This is a genomic window from Methylobacterium aquaticum (assembly GCF_016804325.1).
In the GTDB taxonomy this organism is placed as follows: Bacteria; Pseudomonadota; Alphaproteobacteria; order Rhizobiales; family Beijerinckiaceae; genus Methylobacterium; species Methylobacterium aquaticum_C.
Window position 1 is genome coordinate 2,121,615 of record NZ_CP043627.1, and the last position, 16,492, is coordinate 2,138,106.

Annotated in this window: 15 protein-coding genes and 1 pseudogene; 4 read left to right on the forward strand and 12 right to left on the reverse strand. The window is 70.3% G+C overall.

From position 1 onward, the window contains the following. The first annotated feature begins 21 nt into the window (after positions 1 to 21). The 3 genes from F1D61_RS09440 to prfB all read left to right on the forward strand — a co-directional run bounded on the left by F1D61_RS09440 (position 22) and on the right by prfB (position 1,857). Positions 22 to 315: a type II toxin-antitoxin system RelE/ParE family toxin gene (locus tag F1D61_RS09440; protein ID WP_203157618.1), complete on the forward strand. Its 294-nt coding sequence runs from the start codon at positions 22 to 24 to the stop codon at positions 313 to 315. A 2-nt stretch (positions 316 to 317) separates the two neighbouring features. After that, positions 318 to 599, forward strand: coding sequence for an addiction module antidote protein (locus tag F1D61_RS09445; RefSeq protein ID WP_203157619.1), 282 nt, complete (start codon positions 318 to 320; stop codon positions 597 to 599). A 129-nt stretch (positions 600 to 728) separates the two neighbouring features. After that, positions 729 to 1,857 (forward strand): peptide chain release factor 2 gene (gene prfB / locus F1D61_RS09450; protein WP_203157620.1). Its coding sequence is split into 2 segments (ribosomal slippage): positions 729 to 797 and positions 799 to 1,857, totalling 1,128 coding nucleotides; the frame shifts between segments, so codons are not numbered across the junction. 304 nt (positions 1,858 to 2,161) lie between these two features. Here the strand turns inward: prfB and F1D61_RS09455 are convergent. Further along, a complete protein-coding gene (locus tag F1D61_RS09455; protein WP_203157621.1) occupies positions 2,162 to 4,645 on the reverse strand; it encodes a caspase family protein in 2,484 nt (827 codons plus the stop codon). 185 nt (positions 4,646 to 4,830) lie between these two features. On the opposite strand from F1D61_RS09455, the gene F1D61_RS09460 reads away from it, so the two are divergent. Then, complete coding sequence (locus F1D61_RS09460; protein WP_203157622.1) at positions 4,831 to 6,081, forward strand: NupC/NupG family nucleoside CNT transporter; 1,251 nt, start codon at positions 4,831 to 4,833, stop codon at positions 6,079 to 6,081. 191 nt (positions 6,082 to 6,272) lie between these two features. Here F1D61_RS09460 and F1D61_RS09465 read toward each other — a convergent pair whose 3' ends face one another. The 11 genes and pseudogenes from F1D61_RS09465 to F1D61_RS09515 all read right to left on the reverse strand — a co-directional run bounded on the left by F1D61_RS09465 (position 6,273) and on the right by F1D61_RS09515 (position 16,275). Beyond that, complete coding sequence (locus F1D61_RS09465) at positions 6,273 to 7,451, reverse strand: serine hydrolase domain-containing protein (protein ID WP_203157623.1); 1,179 nt, start codon at positions 7,449 to 7,451, stop codon at positions 6,273 to 6,275. Positions 7,452 to 7,533: 82 nt separating this feature from the next. Then, positions 7,534 to 8,034, reverse strand: coding sequence for a hypothetical protein (locus tag F1D61_RS09470; protein WP_203157624.1), 501 nt, complete (start codon positions 8,032 to 8,034; stop codon positions 7,534 to 7,536). Beyond that, entirely contained in the window at positions 8,034 to 8,246 is a 213-nt protein-coding gene (locus F1D61_RS09475; RefSeq protein WP_203157625.1) for a hypothetical protein, read from the reverse strand. Before F1D61_RS09475 ends, F1D61_RS09470 begins: the two co-directional genes overlap by 1 nt. A gap of 17 nt (positions 8,247 to 8,263) precedes the next feature. Next, positions 8,264 to 9,265: a formate dehydrogenase subunit gamma gene (locus F1D61_RS09480; protein WP_203157626.1), complete on the reverse strand. Its 1,002-nt coding sequence runs from the start codon at positions 9,263 to 9,265 to the stop codon at positions 8,264 to 8,266. A gap of 10 nt (positions 9,266 to 9,275) precedes the next feature. Next, positions 9,276 to 9,872 (reverse strand): formate dehydrogenase FDH3 subunit beta, encoded by a 597-nt coding sequence (fdh3B, locus tag F1D61_RS09485; protein ID WP_048465462.1) that lies wholly within the window; start codon positions 9,870 to 9,872, stop codon positions 9,276 to 9,278. Positions 9,873 to 9,884: 12 nt separating this feature from the next. Next, a pseudogene (locus F1D61_RS09490) lies at positions 9,885 to 12,826 on the reverse strand (formate dehydrogenase subunit alpha). Between the two features lie 8 nt (positions 12,827 to 12,834). Beyond that, a complete protein-coding gene (locus F1D61_RS09495; protein WP_203157627.1) occupies positions 12,835 to 13,089 on the reverse strand; it encodes a formate dehydrogenase in 255 nt (84 codons plus the stop codon). Positions 13,090 to 13,126: 37 nt separating this feature from the next. Further along, positions 13,127 to 13,723 (reverse strand): TorD/DmsD family molecular chaperone, encoded by a 597-nt coding sequence (locus tag F1D61_RS09500; RefSeq protein WP_203158989.1) that lies wholly within the window; start codon positions 13,721 to 13,723, stop codon positions 13,127 to 13,129. A 124-nt stretch (positions 13,724 to 13,847) separates the two neighbouring features. Further along, on the reverse strand, positions 13,848 to 14,762 hold the full coding sequence (locus tag F1D61_RS35330) for a DUF3306 domain-containing protein (RefSeq protein WP_432443236.1): 915 nt from the start codon (positions 14,760 to 14,762) through the stop codon (positions 13,848 to 13,850). Further along, positions 14,759 to 15,268 (reverse strand): DUF3305 domain-containing protein, encoded by a 510-nt coding sequence (locus tag F1D61_RS09510; protein ID WP_203157628.1) that lies wholly within the window; start codon positions 15,266 to 15,268, stop codon positions 14,759 to 14,761. The genes F1D61_RS35330 and F1D61_RS09510 overlap by 4 nt, the downstream gene beginning before the upstream one ends. Then, on the reverse strand, positions 15,268 to 16,275 hold the full coding sequence (locus tag F1D61_RS09515; RefSeq protein WP_203157629.1) for a DUF6352 family protein: 1,008 nt from the start codon (positions 16,273 to 16,275) through the stop codon (positions 15,268 to 15,270). The genes F1D61_RS09510 and F1D61_RS09515 overlap by 1 nt, the downstream gene beginning before the upstream one ends. Positions 16,276 to 16,492 lie beyond the last annotated feature (217 nt).

Below are 16,492 nucleotides of genomic sequence, written 5' to 3' on the forward strand. Positions count from 1 at the left end.
CGTCCTGCATGGTCGAACGCGATGATTCGGATCAGGCAGACGAAAACCTATCGTCGCTGGGAACAGCAGCTCAAGGACCCGCGAGCACGAGCCGCCATCGCGGCTCGTCTGCTGCGGCTTGCGAACGGCCTCATCGGAGACGCGGCGCCCGTGGGTGGCGGCGTGAGCGAATTGCGCATCCACTATGGCCCTGGTTACCGCGTTTATTTTCAGCGGCGGGGCGATGACATCGTGATCCTGCTCTGCGCAGGTGACAAATCCAGCCAGAGTCGCGACATCAAGAAAGCGCTGCAACTCGCTGCCGACGAGGCCTGACCATGGCTGACGAGATCACCGACTACGATTTTGCCGCCTCGCTCCAAACCGACGAGGCCATCGCGGTCTTCCTTTCGGACGCCTTCGAGACGGGCGATGCGAACCATATCGCGACAGCTCTCGAGATCGCCGTTCGCGCCAAGGGCGAGGCACGGATCGCGTCCAAGGAGGGAATGCCAGAGGAGGGGTACGACCTGGATAACCCGACCCTCGCGACTTTGCTGGCCGTGATGAAGGCCCTCGGGGTCGGCTTCTCGCCCATGCCCGTGCGCCCCGCATCGTGATGGCCGGCCGGGAGCCGGCTTCGATCGCCACAGGGTGCTGATGCATCGGCGTTGCTGCAATCCGTTTACACCCGCGCCCCCCGGCGCTATCACCCTGCACCCCACCTCACGTGAGTGAACCCACACCAGATGCGCGCCGAGATCGAGCAACTCTCGGATGCCGCCAAGCAGTCGATCGGACTGCTGAGGAGGCATCTTTGACTGGGATACCGTTGACAAGCGCCTCGCGGAGCTGAACGCCCGCTCGGAGGACCCCTCGCTCTGGAACGATCCGGAGGAGGCCCAGAAGGTCATGCGCGAGCGCACGCAGCTCGACGAGGCCGTCACGGCGATCCGGCGCCTGGAGCAGGGGCTGGAGGACGGCGCGACGCTGATCGAGCTCGGCGAGATGGAGGAGGATTCCGCCAGCATCCGCGAGGGCGAGGAGCAGATCCGCGCCGTGCAGGCGGAGGCCGCGCGCCGCCAGATCGAGACCCTGCTCTCGGGCGAGGCCGACGGCAACGACACCTATCTCGAAGTGCATGCCGGCGCCGGCGGCACCGAGAGCCAGGACTGGGCCAACATGCTCCAGCGCATGTATTCCCGCTGGGCCGAGCGCCGGAAGTACAAGGTCGACATCGTCGAGTGGTCGGACGGTGAAGAGGCCGGGATCAAGGGCGCCACGCTCCTGATCAAGGGCCACAACGCCTATGGCTGGCTGAAGACCGAATCGGGCGTCCACCGCCTGGTGCGGATCTCGCCCTACGATTCCAACGCCCGGCGGCACACCAGCTTCGCCAGCGTCTGGGTCTACCCGGTCATCGACGACCGGATCACGATCGAGATCAAGGAATCCGACTGCCGGATCGACACCTACCGCTCGTCGGGAGCGGGCGGCCAGCACGTCAACACCACCGATTCGGCGGTGCGCATCACCCACAACCCGACAGGGATCGTGGTGGCGTGCCAGCAGGAGCGCTCGCAGCACAAGAACCGGGCCACCGCCTGGAACATGCTGCGCGCCCGCCTCTACGAACTCGAGCTGAAGAAGCGCGAGGAGAAGGCCAATGCCGAGGCGGCCTCGAAGACCGATATCGGCTGGGGCCACCAGATCCGCTCCTACGTGCTCCAGCCGTATCAGCTGGTGAAGGACCTGCGCACCGGCGCCCAGTCGACCAGCCCCGACGACGTCCTCGACGGCGACATCGACGACCTGATCGAGGCGTCGCTGGCCCACCGCGTCTATGGCGGGGCCGACGCGGTCGAGGATATCGACTGAGGTTTCAACGTCTCGACTGACGAATGGGGCGCGGTGCCTCCTCCGGAAAAGGGGAGGGGCCGCGCCCCTTCTTTTTGATCGGCGACGTCTGAGTTTCGCTCGACGGCAAGAGACACCCTCCGCGTCATTCCGGGGCCGCGAAAGCGGAGCCCGGAATCCAGACCCTCAGGTGCTTAAGACGAAGGTGGGACGATCTCCGCTTTCTCCTGAATCATCCGCGGTTCTGGATCCCGGGTTCCGCTGACGCGGCCCCGGAATGACGAGGAGGATATGAATACTGTCGAGAGGTCGACAGATGCTACACTTACCGGCAGGGCGGTCCACCCGGATGCCCGCAGCCATGCCCCGGCGGCGGCGCATGGGGCGCCGGGCGCGGACCGGCCTGCGGCGGGTGCATCTGCGGCGGGGCCATCGGCTGGGGCCGCGGCGCCATCATCTGCGGCTGGCGCAGGGCCTGGGCCTGCTGGCGCCGCATCGCGTCCTGCATCTGCTGCTGCTGGTTCTGCATCATCCGCTGCGCCTCGAAGCGCTGGCGCGCCTGGGCCTGACCCTGGGCCTGCTGTGCCTGGAGAGCCTGCTGCCGCTGCATCGCCTGCTGGCGCACGGCCTGCTCCATCCGGAGCCGCTGCAACCCGTCTTCCGGCCGCGGCGCGCGGGTCGGGGCGGCCATGCGAGGCGGCGGTGCGAGCGGGCGCAAGGCCGGGCGCGCGGCCTGGACGGGGGCCGGCCGCATCGGCAGCACGGCGCGCATCGGCGTGACCGGGGGCCGCACGCCCTGGGGCTGCATGCCCGTCGGCGGCGGCGCGGCGGCCGGTCCTTGCGGCGGACGGGCGGCGAGGGCCGGCTGTCCCGGACGGCCTGCGGCCGGAGACCTGGGTTGCGCGGCGGCTGGCGCGGCCTGGGCGGGGATCGGCCCTTCCCCCGGACGTGGACCGGCTTTGTCCGAGATGCCTTGGCCCGAGACGCCTTGGCCCGAGATGCCTTGGCCCGAGACGCCTTGGCCCGGAATCTGGCCGAGCCCGACGGGGCGACCCGGCGCCGGGCCGGCGGGCGCGCCAGGCCGGCCGGCAATGGCCGGCAACGGCGTGCCGCCCGCGCCGGGCAGCGCCTGGGCGGGGTTCGGGCGCGGCCCGGACGGGATCTGACCCGGCAGTCCCGGCCGCAGGGCGGTCGCGCCGGGAGGCGGTCCACCGATCGGGCCAGTGGCACGCGGGATCTGGCCCGGTGCGCCGAGCGGGTCCGGCCGCAACGCCGCCTTCCGGGCGATGGCCGGCGGCAGGGCGACCCGGGACGCGGCGGCCCCGAGCGCCGCCCCCGCGACCGCACCGGCCACCGGCGCGAGGCGGGACGCTCCCGGCGGCACCGGCTCGGCGCCGTGCTCGTTCACCACCGTGACGTTCGTGACGTGGAGGTTCTGGAACAGCACCGGGTTCGGCGGCGGCACTACGGCGGGGGGAGCCACCACGTAGGTCGGCACCGGGACGTAAGCGGGCACCGGCAGGATGTAGGCCTCGACCGGCGGCGGGGGTGGGGCCAGCTCCACCAGCACGGTCGGCCGCGGCGGCAGGAAGGCGACGGGCGGCGGCGGCAGGGCGTAGACCGGATCGTCGAGGACGAGCGCCGGCCGCTCGACATAGATCACCTCGTCGGGCGGGGGCGGGGCCAGGTCGTAGGCGAGCACGCGGTAATCCGGCGGCGGCGCGACGGCGGCGGCCAAAGCCGAGAGGCGCCGGCGGGCGTCCCAGGCATGCGGCCCGCGCGGATAGCGGCCGAGATAGGACCAGTACGCCTCCGGCGTGTCGGCGAGCGCGCTGCGCCGCCAGGTCAGGGCCTCGCGCCGGGCCGCGATGATCGCCCGCACGCGCTTGGCCAACGGGTCGCGCGGATAGGCGCCGACGAACTCCTCGTATCCCGCCAGGGTGTCGCGGCCGAGGCAGGCGGCATAGGCCTCCCGCGCGCCGATCTCGCCCAGCGGCTTTACCGGCGCCTCGAATCCGGCGAGGGACGGCGCTCCGGCCGCACGATCCAGGAACACGAACGGCGCCTCGATGCGCGAGGCGCTCCACGGCACCTCGGCGCCGCGCGTCGCCTCCGCCACCCGCAGGCGCACCCGCTCGAACAGGGCGGCCGGGGCGAGGCCGCCCTCGCGGATCATCTCGACGAGGGCCAGCGCGTAGGCGCCGTAGGGGCCGGTCTCGGCCGGGCCGACGGTGCCGGGCGCGGCATTGGTGGCGATCAGGCTGCCGGGCTCGGCCTCGACGAGGGGCAGGCCGCCGGCCAGCGGATCGCCCTTGAGCCGGAACGGCGCGGTCCGGGCGGCGTCGAGCACCATGAAGCGGGCCTTGAGCGGCAGGGCGGCGAGGCGCTTGACGTAGTCCGACACCCGCAAGGCCTGGAGCGGCACGTCGGAGGCGGTCTCGATCCGGGCGTCGACCGGGACGAAATAGGCCTCGTTCTCGAGCTGCAGCCCGTAGCCGGAGAGGTACACGAAGGCGACCGCGTCGGGCCCCGCCGCCGCGGCCTTGTCGGTGAAGTCGCGCAAGGTCCGCCGCAGCGATTCCTCGTCGAGGTCGCGGGCGCCGACCACGTCGAACCCCGCCGCCTGCAGGGTCTGGGCGACGAGGCCGGCATCGTTGGCGGCCGTCGGGATCGCGCCGTCGGCGTAGGCGCCGTTGCCGACGACGAGGGCGATCCGCCGCTCGGCCGGGGCCGCCGCCGAGGGGAGGGCGGTGGCGACGAAACTCGCCAGGACCGCGAGGGCGAGAAGCAGGTGTCGGAGCGGCGGCATGGCGTTGCCCTCCCGGGACGGTGGCGGCCGGGATGCCGGTTTCGCGCGCATCCCTGGGCTTGACGGGGCATCGCCGCTTTTTCAGGCAGCACGATGACCGGCCTCATCACGAACCGTCGCGCTTGAACCGGCACTGAACGATGCGGCATCAGGCTTGCTGGGATCTGCCGAAGGGGAAGATGCGAATGCCGGACCGCCTGATCCACGCTGCTGTCAGCATCGCGTTCCTGCTCGCGGTCGCCGCGCTGTTCTCGACCGACCGCCGGGCGATCCGGCCGCGGGTGGTGCTGTCGGCGCTCGCCGTCCAGATCGGGATCGGCGCCGTGGTGCTGTTCTGGCCCTCCGGGCGCGGGGCCTTGGGCGCCGTCGCCGACGCGGTCCAGGCGGTGCTGTCCTACGGCGACAAGGGCGTGGCCTTCCTGTTCGGCGGCCTCGTCGAGCCGAAGATGTTCGAGTTGTTCGGCGGCGGCGGCTTCGTGCTGGCGTTGCGCGTCCTGCCGCAGATCATCTACGTCTCGGCGCTGATCGCGGTCCTGTATCATTTCGGGGTGATGCAGGCGCTCGCCCGGGCTCTCGGGGCGGCGTTGCAGCGGGTACTCGGCACCTCGCCGATCGAGACCTTCTCGGCGGTCATCACCATCTTCATCGGCCAGAGCGAGATCGCGGTGGCCTTGCGCCCGTTCCTGGCGCTCCTCACCGAGGCCGAACTCTTTGCCGTGATGACGAGCGGGGCCGCCTCCACGGCCGGCTCGATCCTCGCGGGCTATGCCGCGCTCGGCGTGCCGATGCCGTATCTGCTGGCCGCCTCGTTCATGGCGATCCCCGGCGGGCTCCTCTACGCCAAGATCCTGATGCCCTCGACCGAGCCGAGCCGGGTCACGACCATGCGGGTCACCTTCGGCGAGACCCGGGCCGTCAACGTGATCGAGGCCGCCGCCGACGGCGCCCAGAAGGGCCTCGCGGTCGCGGTGGCGGTCGGCGCGATGCTGATCGCCTTCGTCGGCCTGATCGCGCTGCTCAACGGCCTCGTGGCCTACGGGGGTGGTCTCGTCGGGATGCCGGGCGCCTCGATCGAGGGGCTGCTCGGGGCGGCGCTCGCGCCCCTCGCCTGGCTCCTCGGCGTGCCGTGGGACCAGGCGACCCTGGTCGGCGGCGCCATCGGCCAGAAGCTCGCCTTCAACGAGTTCCTGGCCTACGCCAACCTCTCGCCGGTCCTGAAGAGCGGCGAACTCGGGGAACACACGACGGCGATCCTGTGCTTTGCGCTCTGCGGCTTCGCCAACCTGTCGTCGATCGCGATCCAGCTCGCGAGCTTCGGCAGCCTGGTGCCCGAGCGCCGGGCGGAGGTCGCCTCCTACGGCCTCCGGGCGATCCTCGCCGGCACCCTGTCGAACCTGACCAGCGCGGCGATTGCCGGAGTGTTCATCGGGGCGTGAGGGCTTCCTTGCTCCAAAACCCATCCTATCCCACCCGCTGACCTCATCCTGAGGTGCCGCGTAGCGGCCTCGAAGGAGGGCTCCAGGGACCGCAGTGGTATCTGGAGCCCTCCTTCGAGGTCAGCCCATCTTCGAAGGGCTGACACCTCAGGATGAGGTCGCGGATTGGAAGATCGGAGGCACTGCAAGATTCAGGACAAGCTCCTGTACACCGCCGTCTCGAACTCCAAGAAGTTCTCCACGGCAGCCGGATCGGCGAACGGAAACAGCTGCGTGCCCCAGAACCCGCCGACCCCCACATTCCGATCGATCCAGAAATAGAGGTTGGCGAGCCCCGCCCAGGCCAGCGAGCCGGCCGAGCGCCCGGTCGGCGCCGGCTCGTCGTTGATCATGAAGCTCAAGCCCCAGGATTTCGGCATGCCGGGGAAGAACTCGGCATCGTGCGAGAGGTGGCGCTTCACCCCCGGCAGGGCGCGGATCTTGAGCGAGGGCCCGAGGCCGTTGGTGGCCGCCATCGCAACCGTTTCCGGCCGCAGCACCGGCCCGTTCGGCGAGGCGCCGTCGTTGAGCCACATCCGGATGAAGCGCAGGTAGTCCTCGGCGGTCGAGTAGAGCCCGTGGCCGCCCATCTCGACCTCCGGCTCCTGCGGCAGCTCGAAGCCGGCGAGGACCTTGAGCGAGCCGTCCTCGTTCCGCTGATGCATCCGGGCGAGGCGGGCGCGCATGTCCGGCGTCAGCGCGAAGCCGGTCGAGTCCATGCCGAGCGGTGCAAAGACGCGCTCCCGCATCACCGCTCCGAGGCGCTGTCCCGTCACCGCCTCGACCACCTGGCCGGCCCAGTCGATGTTGCTGCCGTACTCCCAGGACTCGCCGGGATCGAACAGCAGCGGCGTCATCAGCGAGGCGCGGGTGCCGCTGGTCACGCTCGGCCGCTTGGTCTCGCGCAGGAGGCGGGCATACGATTCGTTGAAGATGTCGTAGCCGAAGCCGGCTGTGTGCAGCAGCAGCATCCGGGTGGTGACCGGACGGGCCGGCGGGCGCAGGCGCGGGGCGCCGTCGTCGCCGAAGCCCTCGAGCACCTGGATCTCGCCGAGTGCCGGCACGTAGGCGGAGGCCGGCGCGTCGAGATCGAGCCGGCCCTCCTCCGCCAGCTGCAGGACCGCCGTTCCGGTGACCGCCTTGGTGGTGGAGAAGATCGCCAGCACCGTGTCGGAGGTCATCGGCGCGGTCTCGCTCCGCTGGCCGGCGGCGCCGGCATAGAGCGTGCGCTCCCGGTCGGTCGCCATCGCCACGAGACCGGGCAGGCCCGGATTCCGCGCGACGCCACGCTGGAGGATCGCGTCGGCCGCGCTCTTGAGATCGTCGCCCATGGTGTCCCTCCCGATCGTTGTCGGAGAGCAGCCTAGCGCGGCGGGTGGGACGGTGTCAGGCCCGTACGGGAGGGTCGCGGCGCTACTGCGCCGCGAAGAACCTCGGATCGAGCGCCGAGAGCGCGATGAGCGGCGCCGGCATCACCACGCCGGCACGCCGGATCGCCTGCGCGGCCGCCCGGCAGGCCTGGACGTCGTTGGAGGCAGCCGCCGCATCGACCTGGGCGATCTGCTCGGGGCTCGGCTTCTTCTGCGCCGGTGCCCCGGCCGGGGCGGGAGCGGCCTGGGACGGGGCCTGGGCCTGTCCCTGTGGGCCCGAGGCGCCGGGACCGGTCTGCGCCACCGGGCCGCTCAGGCCCGATTTCTGCTGCACTTCGCCGGCGCCGCCGCTCGGCTGCTGCGCGACGCCGCGGTCGGGCGCCTGTACGGCGGGCGTCGCGGGCTGGAGCGCGGCCGGAGCCGGGTCCGGCGCCTTCGGATGCACGAAGGCGACGAGCTCCTGGCACAGGTTGGCCGGCGGGCCGGCGGCATGCGCCGCGCTCGCCGAGGCGGCGAGGGCCGCGAGGATGACGATCGTCCGCATCACGAGCCCGCCTTCATCGCGTGGCCGGCCGCCGCCGGTTCCTTGATGTCGCCGGTCCAGCGCGGGCCGACGAGGTTGGTGCCCGGATCCGAGACCCGCGCGCCGGACGTGGCGAAGGCCTGGTAGGCGAAACGCTGGTTCTCGCCGAGCAGGAAGCTCGCCGCGGTGGCCAGCACCAGGGCGGCGACCACCGCGACCAGGAAGGCTTTCATCGCTGCTCTCTCCGCCCTTACTCGGCCGGCACCTGACCGCGGCCGAGCTGCGGCCCGCTCGCGGTCTTGGCCTGCTGTTCCTTCACCCAGAGATCGTGATGCACCTTGGCCCAGGCCAGATCCACCTCGCCGCTGCCCATCGCGTCGTAGGCGCCCTCCATGCCGAGGGACCCGATATAGATGTGGGCCAGGATGCCGGCGATGAACACGACGCCGATCAGCGAGTGGATCACCTGCATGACCTGCATCCCGTTGATGTCCGTCGCGGCGAACGGGAAGATCATCATGATGCCGGTGGCGCCCATGGCGAAGCCGAAGCCGACCACCATCCAGAACACCATCTTCTGGCCGGCATTGAAGCGCCCGGCGCTCGGATGCGCGTCGCCGAGGAGGCCGCCGCCCTGCTTGAGCCAGATCCAGTCGATCTTGCCCGGGATGTTGTCCTTGATCCACAGGACCAGCATGAACAGCACGCCGAGCATGAACGGCCAGGCGAGGTAGATGTGGGCGTACTTGCCGTACTGGGCAAGGGTCGCGAACGCCTCCGGCCCGATCAGCGGCATCAGCAGGCGCTTGCCGAAGATGTAGTTGAGGCCCGACAGCGACAGCACGATGAAGCAGCTCGCCGTCATCCAGTGCGAGAAGCGCTCGAAGCTGTTGAAGCGCAGGATCTTACGCCCCGATTCCTCGCTGTGCTCGAGGCGGATGCGGCCGCGGGTGAAGTAGAACAGCCCGAGGGCCGCCAGCATGCCGAGCACCGCGAGGGCACCGATCCACGGCATCCAGGATTCGCGGAAGTCGCGCCATTCCCGCCCCTGCGGCTGGATCAGGTTGGCGGCGGTGGCGTTCGGGATCGAGATCCGGCCGTGGATCTTCGGGTCCTGCTTGAACAGCATCTCCTCGTTGACCGAGGAGGCGGTGGGGTTGGGGGCGCCGTCGGGCGCGCGCACCTGGGCGACGGCGGGCGCCGTCAGCGCCAGGGTTGCCGCCACGAGGAGGAGGGAGGTCAGCCTGCGCATCGGAAGTCCCCTAGATCGCGATCGTCTCGCGGTAGGCCGTCTTCCAGCCCCAGGCGCCCGAGCCGTAGCCGCGCTTGATCACCCGCTCCTTGTAGATCTGGGCGATCATCTCGCCGTCGCCGGCGAGCAGCGACTTGGTCGAGCACATCTCGGCGCAGAGCGGCAGCTTGCCCTCGGCGAGGCGGTTCGAGCCGTATTTCTCGTACTCGGCCACCGACAGGTCGGGCTCCGGGCCGCCCGAGCAGTAGGTGCATTTGTCCATCTTGCCGCGGGAGCCGAAATTCCCGACGCGGGGATATTGCGGCGCCCCGAACGGGCAGGCGTAGAAGCAGTAGCCGCAGCCGATGCACAGGTCCTTGGAATGCAGCACCACGGCATCGGCCGTGGTGTAGAAGCAGTTCACCGGGCACACCGCGGCGCAGGGCGCGTCGGTGCAGTGCATGCAGGCCATCGAGACCGAGCGCTCGCCGGGCTTGCCGTCGTTGAGGGTGATGACCCGGCGACGGTTGATGCCCCACGGCACCTCGTGCTCGTTCTTGCAGGCGGTGACGCAGGCATTGCACTCGATGCAGCGGTCGGCGTCGCAGAGGAACTTCATTCTGGCCATGAGGATCCCCCCTTACGCCGCGCTGATCTGACAGAGGGTCACCTTGGTCTCCTGCATGCCCGTGACGGGATCGAAGCCGTAGGTGGTGACGGTGTTGACGCTCTCGCCGAGCACCACCGGGTCGGCGCCCTTCGGGTAGAAGTCACGCATGTCCTTGCCCTGGTACCAGCCCGAGAAGTGGAACGGCATCCAGGCCACACCCTTGGCGACGCGGTCGGTCACCAGCGCCTTCACCTTGGCCTTCGCGGTGTTCTCGGGCCGTGGACCCAGACGAACTGGCCGTCCTTGATGCCGCGCTCGGCCGCGTCCGCCGTGTTGACCTCGACGAACATGTCCTGCTGCAGCTCGGCGAGCCAGGGATTCGACCGCGTCTCCTCGCCGCCGCCCTCGTATTCGACGAGGCGGCCGGAGGACAGGATGATCGGGAACTGCTTGGCGATCCCGCGATCGACCGCCGCCTTCTGCACCGAGAAGCCGACATTGGGCATGCGGAACTGCCGCTCGTCGGGCCGGGTCGGGTACTTGGCGACGAGGTCGGGGCGGGGCGAGTAGACCGGCTCGCGGTGGACCGGCACCGGGTCGGGCAGGTTCCAGGCATTGGCCCGGGCCTTGCCGTTGCCGAACGGGATCACGCCGTGATCGAGGCAGACCCGCTGGATGCCGCCCGACAGGTCGGTGGCCCAGCTGACCGCATCCGGGTTGCTGCCGCCGATCCGCTGGATCGTGGCGAGCTCGTCGGCCGTCAGGTCCTTGTCCCAGCCGAGCTTGCGGAACACCCCGAAGGTGAATTCCGGGTAGCCGTCGGTGAGGTCGGAGCCCTTGGAGAAGGAATCCTCCGCCAGCAGGGTCGCGCCGTTGCGCTCGGTGCCGAACCGGGCCCGGAAGGTGCCGCCGCCCTCCTTCACGTGCAGCGAGGTGTTGTAGAGGATGTGGGTGCCGGGATGCTTGATCTCGGGCTTGCCCCAGCACGGCCAGGGCAGGCCGTAATAGTCGCCGCCGACCTCCGGATCGTCCTTCGGCGCGCGGAGCGTCACGAGGTCGAACTTGTGCTGGTTCTTCATGTGCGCCTTCAGGCGCTCGGGGCTCTGGCCGCAATAGCCCGTCGACCAGCCGCCGCGGTTGATCTCCCGCAGCAGGTCCTCGGCATCCGGGACGCCGTTCACGACCTTGGTGTTCTTGAACATCTTGTCGGCGAAGCCGAGCTTCTCGGCCATCCGGTAGATGACCTCGTAGTCGTTCTTCGATTCGAAGGCCGGCTTGACGATCTGCTCGCCCCACTGGATCGAGCGGTTCGAGGCCGTGCGCGACCCGTCCATCTCCAGCGAGGTGCAGATCGGCAGCAGGTAGGTGTTGTCCCGGCGCGCATCCATCGCCGCGAAGGTGGTGGGATGCGGGTCTGCGACGACGAGCAGTTCCAGCTCCGCCATGCCCTTCACCGCCTCGGGCATCCGGGTCACGGTGTTGCCGCCGTGGCCGAACACCATCATGGCCTTGAGCGGGGTGCGCTGGTCGACCTGGTCGGCCGGCAGGCTCACCGCGTCGAACCACCGGGTCGAGGTGAGACCGGGGGTCTCCATGTTCTCCTTGCGCGAGCGCGCCTTGCGGCCGGCGCTGGCGGGAACTTCATCGAAGCGCGACTGCAGCCAGTCGTACTCGACCTCCCAAACCCGGGCCCAGTGCTTCCAGCCGCCCTCGACGAGGCCGTAATAGAGCGGCAGCGTCGTCACATCGAGGCCGAGATCGGTCGCGCCCTGGACGTTGGTGTGGCCGCGGAAGATGTTGGCGCCGGTCCCAGGCTTGCCGACGTTGCCGGTGGCCAGGCACAGGATGCAGAGCGCCCGCACGTTGGCGGTGCCGACCGTGTGCTGGGTCGCCCCCATGCACCAGATCAGCGTCGAGGGCTTCTCCTTGGCGAAGAGCTCGGCGACGCGCTTCAGCTGCTCGCCCGGCACGCCGGAGACGCGCTCGACCTCGTCGGGCGTCCACTTGGCGACCTCCTTGCGCACGTCGTCCATCGCGTAGACGCGCTGGGCGATGAAGTCCTTATCCTCCCAGCCGTTCTGGAAGATGTGCCAGAGGATGCCCCAGATCACCGGGATGTCGGTGCCGGAGCGGATGCGGACGTATTCGGTCGCGTGCGCGGCGGTCCGCGTGAAGCGCGGATCGATGACGATCATGTTGGCGCGGTTGATCTCCTTGCCCGACAGCACGTGCTGCATGGAGATCGGGTGCGCCTCGGCGGGGTTGCCGCCGAGGATGATCATCGTCTTGGCGTTGCGGATGTCGTTGTAGGAATTCGTCTGGGCGCCGTAGCCCCAGGTGTTGGCGACGCCCGCCACCGTGGTCGAGTGGCAGATGCGGGCCTGGTGATCGACGTTGTTGGTGCCCCAGAACGCTCCGAACTTGCGGAACAGGTACGAGGCCTCGTTGGTGAACTTGGCCGAGCCGAGCCAGTAGACCGAATCCGCGCCGTTCTTGTTGCGGATCGCCTGGAGCTTGTCGGTGATCTCGGTGATCGCCTGGTCCCAGGAGATGCGCTGCCACTCGCCGTTCACGATCTTCATCGGGTAGCGCAGGCGGCGGTCGCTGTGGACCAGCTCGCGGATCGCCGCGCCCTTGGCGCAATGCGCCCCGCGGTTGATCGGGCTCGCCCAGGACGGCTCCTGGCCGACCCAGACGCCGTTGACGACCTCGGCCGTCACCGTGCAGCCGACCGAGCAGTGGGTGCAGACGTTCTTGCGGATCACGGCTTGCGCCGGGTCGGCGGACGAGCCGGCGGCCTGGGCCTGGCGCACCGCGCCGAGCCGCACGGTGCCGAGGGCCGCGAGGCCGCCGGCGGCCAGTCCCGATTTCCGCAGGAAGCCGCGGCGGTCGAGGGTGTGGGCGGTCAGGCCCGCGGCGAGGGCCTGGTGGCTGCCGCGGCCCGCAACGCCGCTCCTGCGCTTGGTCAGCATCGCCGGTCTCACTTCTTGAGCGTCTCGTAGCCGTTGGTGCGGTAGAAGGCCTTGACGTGGTCGGTCTCGCGGTAGCGCGACCGGGTCTCGGCATTCCCGGGATCGTAGGCCTGGGCCTCGGTGGGCGTCAGCGGCACGGAGGCGATGGCGGCCGCCGCGGCGGCGGTGCCGCCGCCGAGCGCGCGGAAGAACTGCCGCCGTCCCAGCCCGGTCTCGCCGTCCTTGTTCGTGTCGGTCTTCCGGGTCTCGTTGTCTTGCCGCATCGCGGCTCTCCTCTGCGTGTCCGCTTCCCGGTTCATCTCAAGCCTCCATCGTGAAGGCTTCCGCCTCGATCGTCGTGAACACTTCGCCGAGCTCGCCGACCGCACGGTAGAACGGCGTCGCCGCCTGCGCCGCAACGTCGGTGAAGAAACGCCCGATCCACGGCTTCAGATGCCGCTCGAAGAAGCGATGGTCGGCGCCCGGCTCCGCCGGCAGGCGCCGGGAGGCGAGGTTCGCCATCACCTCGAGCAGGGTGGCGGCATGGTCCTCCGGCTCGCTCGACGTCGGATCGCGCTCCAGCCCGAGCTCCGCGAAATCCTGCCGGACCCGGGCCAGCGGCCGCTCGTTGAGGAAACCGGTGAGGTAATAGGAGGCGTAGGGCATGATCAGCCCGCGCCCGACGCCGACGAACAGCGCGAAGTAATCGCGGCCGATCTCGCGCATTTCGCCCTCGCGGGCGGCGCGGCCGAGCGCGGCATGGGCCTGGCCGAGGGGAGACCCGTCGCCGTCGAGACCCTGGAGGGCGGTCAGCAGGTCCGGCGCCGGCGCGCGGCCGAGCACGGCCGCCAGGAGGTCGTATTCCTGCGCGCGCAGAGCGTCGATCTCGTCGATCGGATCGGGCCCCTGGTTCACCATCACCTCGCGCAAAGCGACCCTACCATCCCGGCCCTCGGGCTCCTCCTTCATTTGAAGGATGCAACGTCCCATCGCCGGCACCATAGCGAGGATTCAGTAGGGCGCAATTCGACTTTCTAATGCTTCAAATCGGCAAGGCCCCGCCATGGCGTCGCAGGCGGGGCGGGGAGGGGGGCGGTTCGGGGTAGTTGGGGCTTTTCCCGGTCAAGGACGAGAGCTCTGGAGTTTGGTGCGCAATCCCGATCCCCGTGGGCGCGGGGCGGTCCGGGTAAGCGGAATGGCGCAGGTTTTCCCCTCCCCCCTCTGCGGGGGAGGGTGGCCCCCGGAGGGGGCCGGGAGAGGGGACGCCGCTTCCGGAGAGGTCGCGACCTCCATGAAGGGCGCTCCCTGGATCGGCGTCGCGCTGCCCCTCTCCCGGCTCGCTCCGCTCGCCACCCTCCCCCGCAGAGGGGGGAGGGGGAAACCCGCGCGTTTTCTGTTCCCCGGACAGATTTGCCGTAGGCAGGGAGAGCGCTTCCAAAGATCGAATATCCCGGACATCGTCGACGACAGGGTCGATGATGTCCTCTCCCCGCCCGCGGGGAGCGGGGAGAGCCGCGCTCTCCTCGGCCACGTCACTGTCGTCGGAAGGCGCGGAGGTCTTCTCCTCCACCCCCCCGAACACCTTCTCCACCATCGCCCGCACGTCCTCGGCCGAGATCGCACCGCCGGTGCCCGGCACGCCGCCGGGGGTGTTCCAGTCGTAGGCGTATTCGCGCGCCTCGCTGACGAAGTCGCGGATCGCCGGGTCGATCGACCACATCCGGCGCAAGGCCGCGTTGCGCAGGACCCGCGGCACGCCGGTGCGCAGGAAGGGGGTCAGGTCGGTCGCCGCGGTGAGCGCGTCGAGGGACGGGAGCTGCGCCAGTTCCTCGGGGCTGAGAGAGGTTTCGTCCTCGGCCGGCGATGCGGCCTCCGGCACGACCGCCGGGGGCTCCGGGGGCCGTCGCGCCTCGTCGCGCTTGCGCCGCGACCAGCGGGCGAGGAAGCCGTCGCTCACGGCTCCTCCGGCCGGCGCCGGGCGCCGGTTCCCTGCCGTGCCAGGGCCTCCGGATCGGCCCGGTCGCGCTTGCGCTTGTGGAAGACCCGCTCGACGTGGAAGGCGCGGTAGAAGGCGCCGATCTCGGCCTGGATCTCCGGCGGCATCGGCACCGCCTCGACGATCTCGCCGATGCCCTCCGCCAGGGATTCGCCCTCGTAGGGATCGGCGGTCACGGTGGCGACCGCGTAGGTGTCGGGGCCGGTCTCGCGCAGGGCCACCCAGAGCGAGGGCTGCGCCGCCGCGAGGTTGTCGCCGTAATGCGCCGTCTCGGCCGGGTGCAGCTCGACCTCGTAGGAGCCGGCATAGAACGTCTCCTCGTCCTCCGAGGCCGAGAGGCGGGTCCAGGGCGCGGTGCCGGGCTGCCCCGGCAGGACGGCCACGGGCAACCAGGCGTGGCTCGCCCACGGCCCCTTCAGCTTGCGCCTGGCGACGACGACCCCGACGGCGATCAGCTGCGTGCTCATCAGGCCTCTCCCGTCACGACAACCGGCAGGCCGGCGATCAGGTTCTGCGGCTTCATCGTCACCGTCCGGTCCGGCGCCATGGCGAGCAGCAGGTAGACCGGTCGGTCGCCGACCCGCGGGTCGGCCCGCGTGGCATCGAGGATCGTCAGGCGGAACAGGGCGATCACCCGCTCGGCCGTCGCCGCGTCGACGGGCTCGCCGCGCCACAGCGCGTTGCCGATCCGCGTGCCCTCGGCGTCGAGGCCGACGAACCAGCGCCAGTCCTTGTCCTCGATCGCGGGGATCGGCACGACCGCGACCTCGACTGCCAGCAGGTGGCGCACGAAGGCTTCGATCGCCCGCGCCAGCCCCTCGCGGCTCTTCGGGTCGGAGCCGAGGTTCAGCGCCATGCTGAAGGCGTCGGACCGGCTCCAGTAGGTCCAGGCATTCTCCGCCGTCAGCACGTCGAGCTCGGAGACCGGCTCGCGCCCGAACATCGCCACGAGGGGCGATTGCCCGCGGGCGCCCTCGGCCTCGTCGATCAGCTCGGCATCGGCCAGGAGCAGCGAGCCGTCGGTGACGGAGGCCCGCTGCGGGCGGAAGAACAGCTCGGCGGCGCGCAACGTATGGGGGTCGTCGCAGCCGTCGAGGGCGTTGCGCAAGGCGAGGTGGACGAGCTGGTTGAGAAACAGCGGCGGCGTGCCCGAGGCGCCCCGCCGCACGAGGTCGAGATAGGCCGCCTCGACGGAGCGGGCGGCGAGCAGGCGGTCGCGGAAGGCGAGGATCACCTCCCAGTTCTCCCGCGCATCCGCATCGGTGATCGCCGCGATCTCGGAAGGCCCGACCGGACGGCGGGGATCGGCGAGCAGCGCCGCATGCAAGGCCCGCTCGGCCTCGCAGGCTTCCTCCGGCGGGACCAGTTCGGGGCGCGCGAGATAGGCGAGCACCAACTCGTCGGTGACGACGAGCCCCCCGCCCTCATCGCGCCGGGTGAGGTGATGGCCGCTCGAGACCCAGAATTCAGGCATGGTGGGGATTCGGAGCCGGTTCGAGGAGGGGTTCTAAAGATGACCTGGGAGACCGGGTATCCCATCCGCGACCTCATCCTGAGGTGCGCCCAACGGGAGCCTCGAAGGAGGGCTCCAGGGATCTCGGCGAGTTCTGGAGCCCTCCTTCGAGGTCAGTCCATCTTCGATGGACTAACACCTCAGGATGAGGTCGTGGAAGGGATGACGTCCACTCACC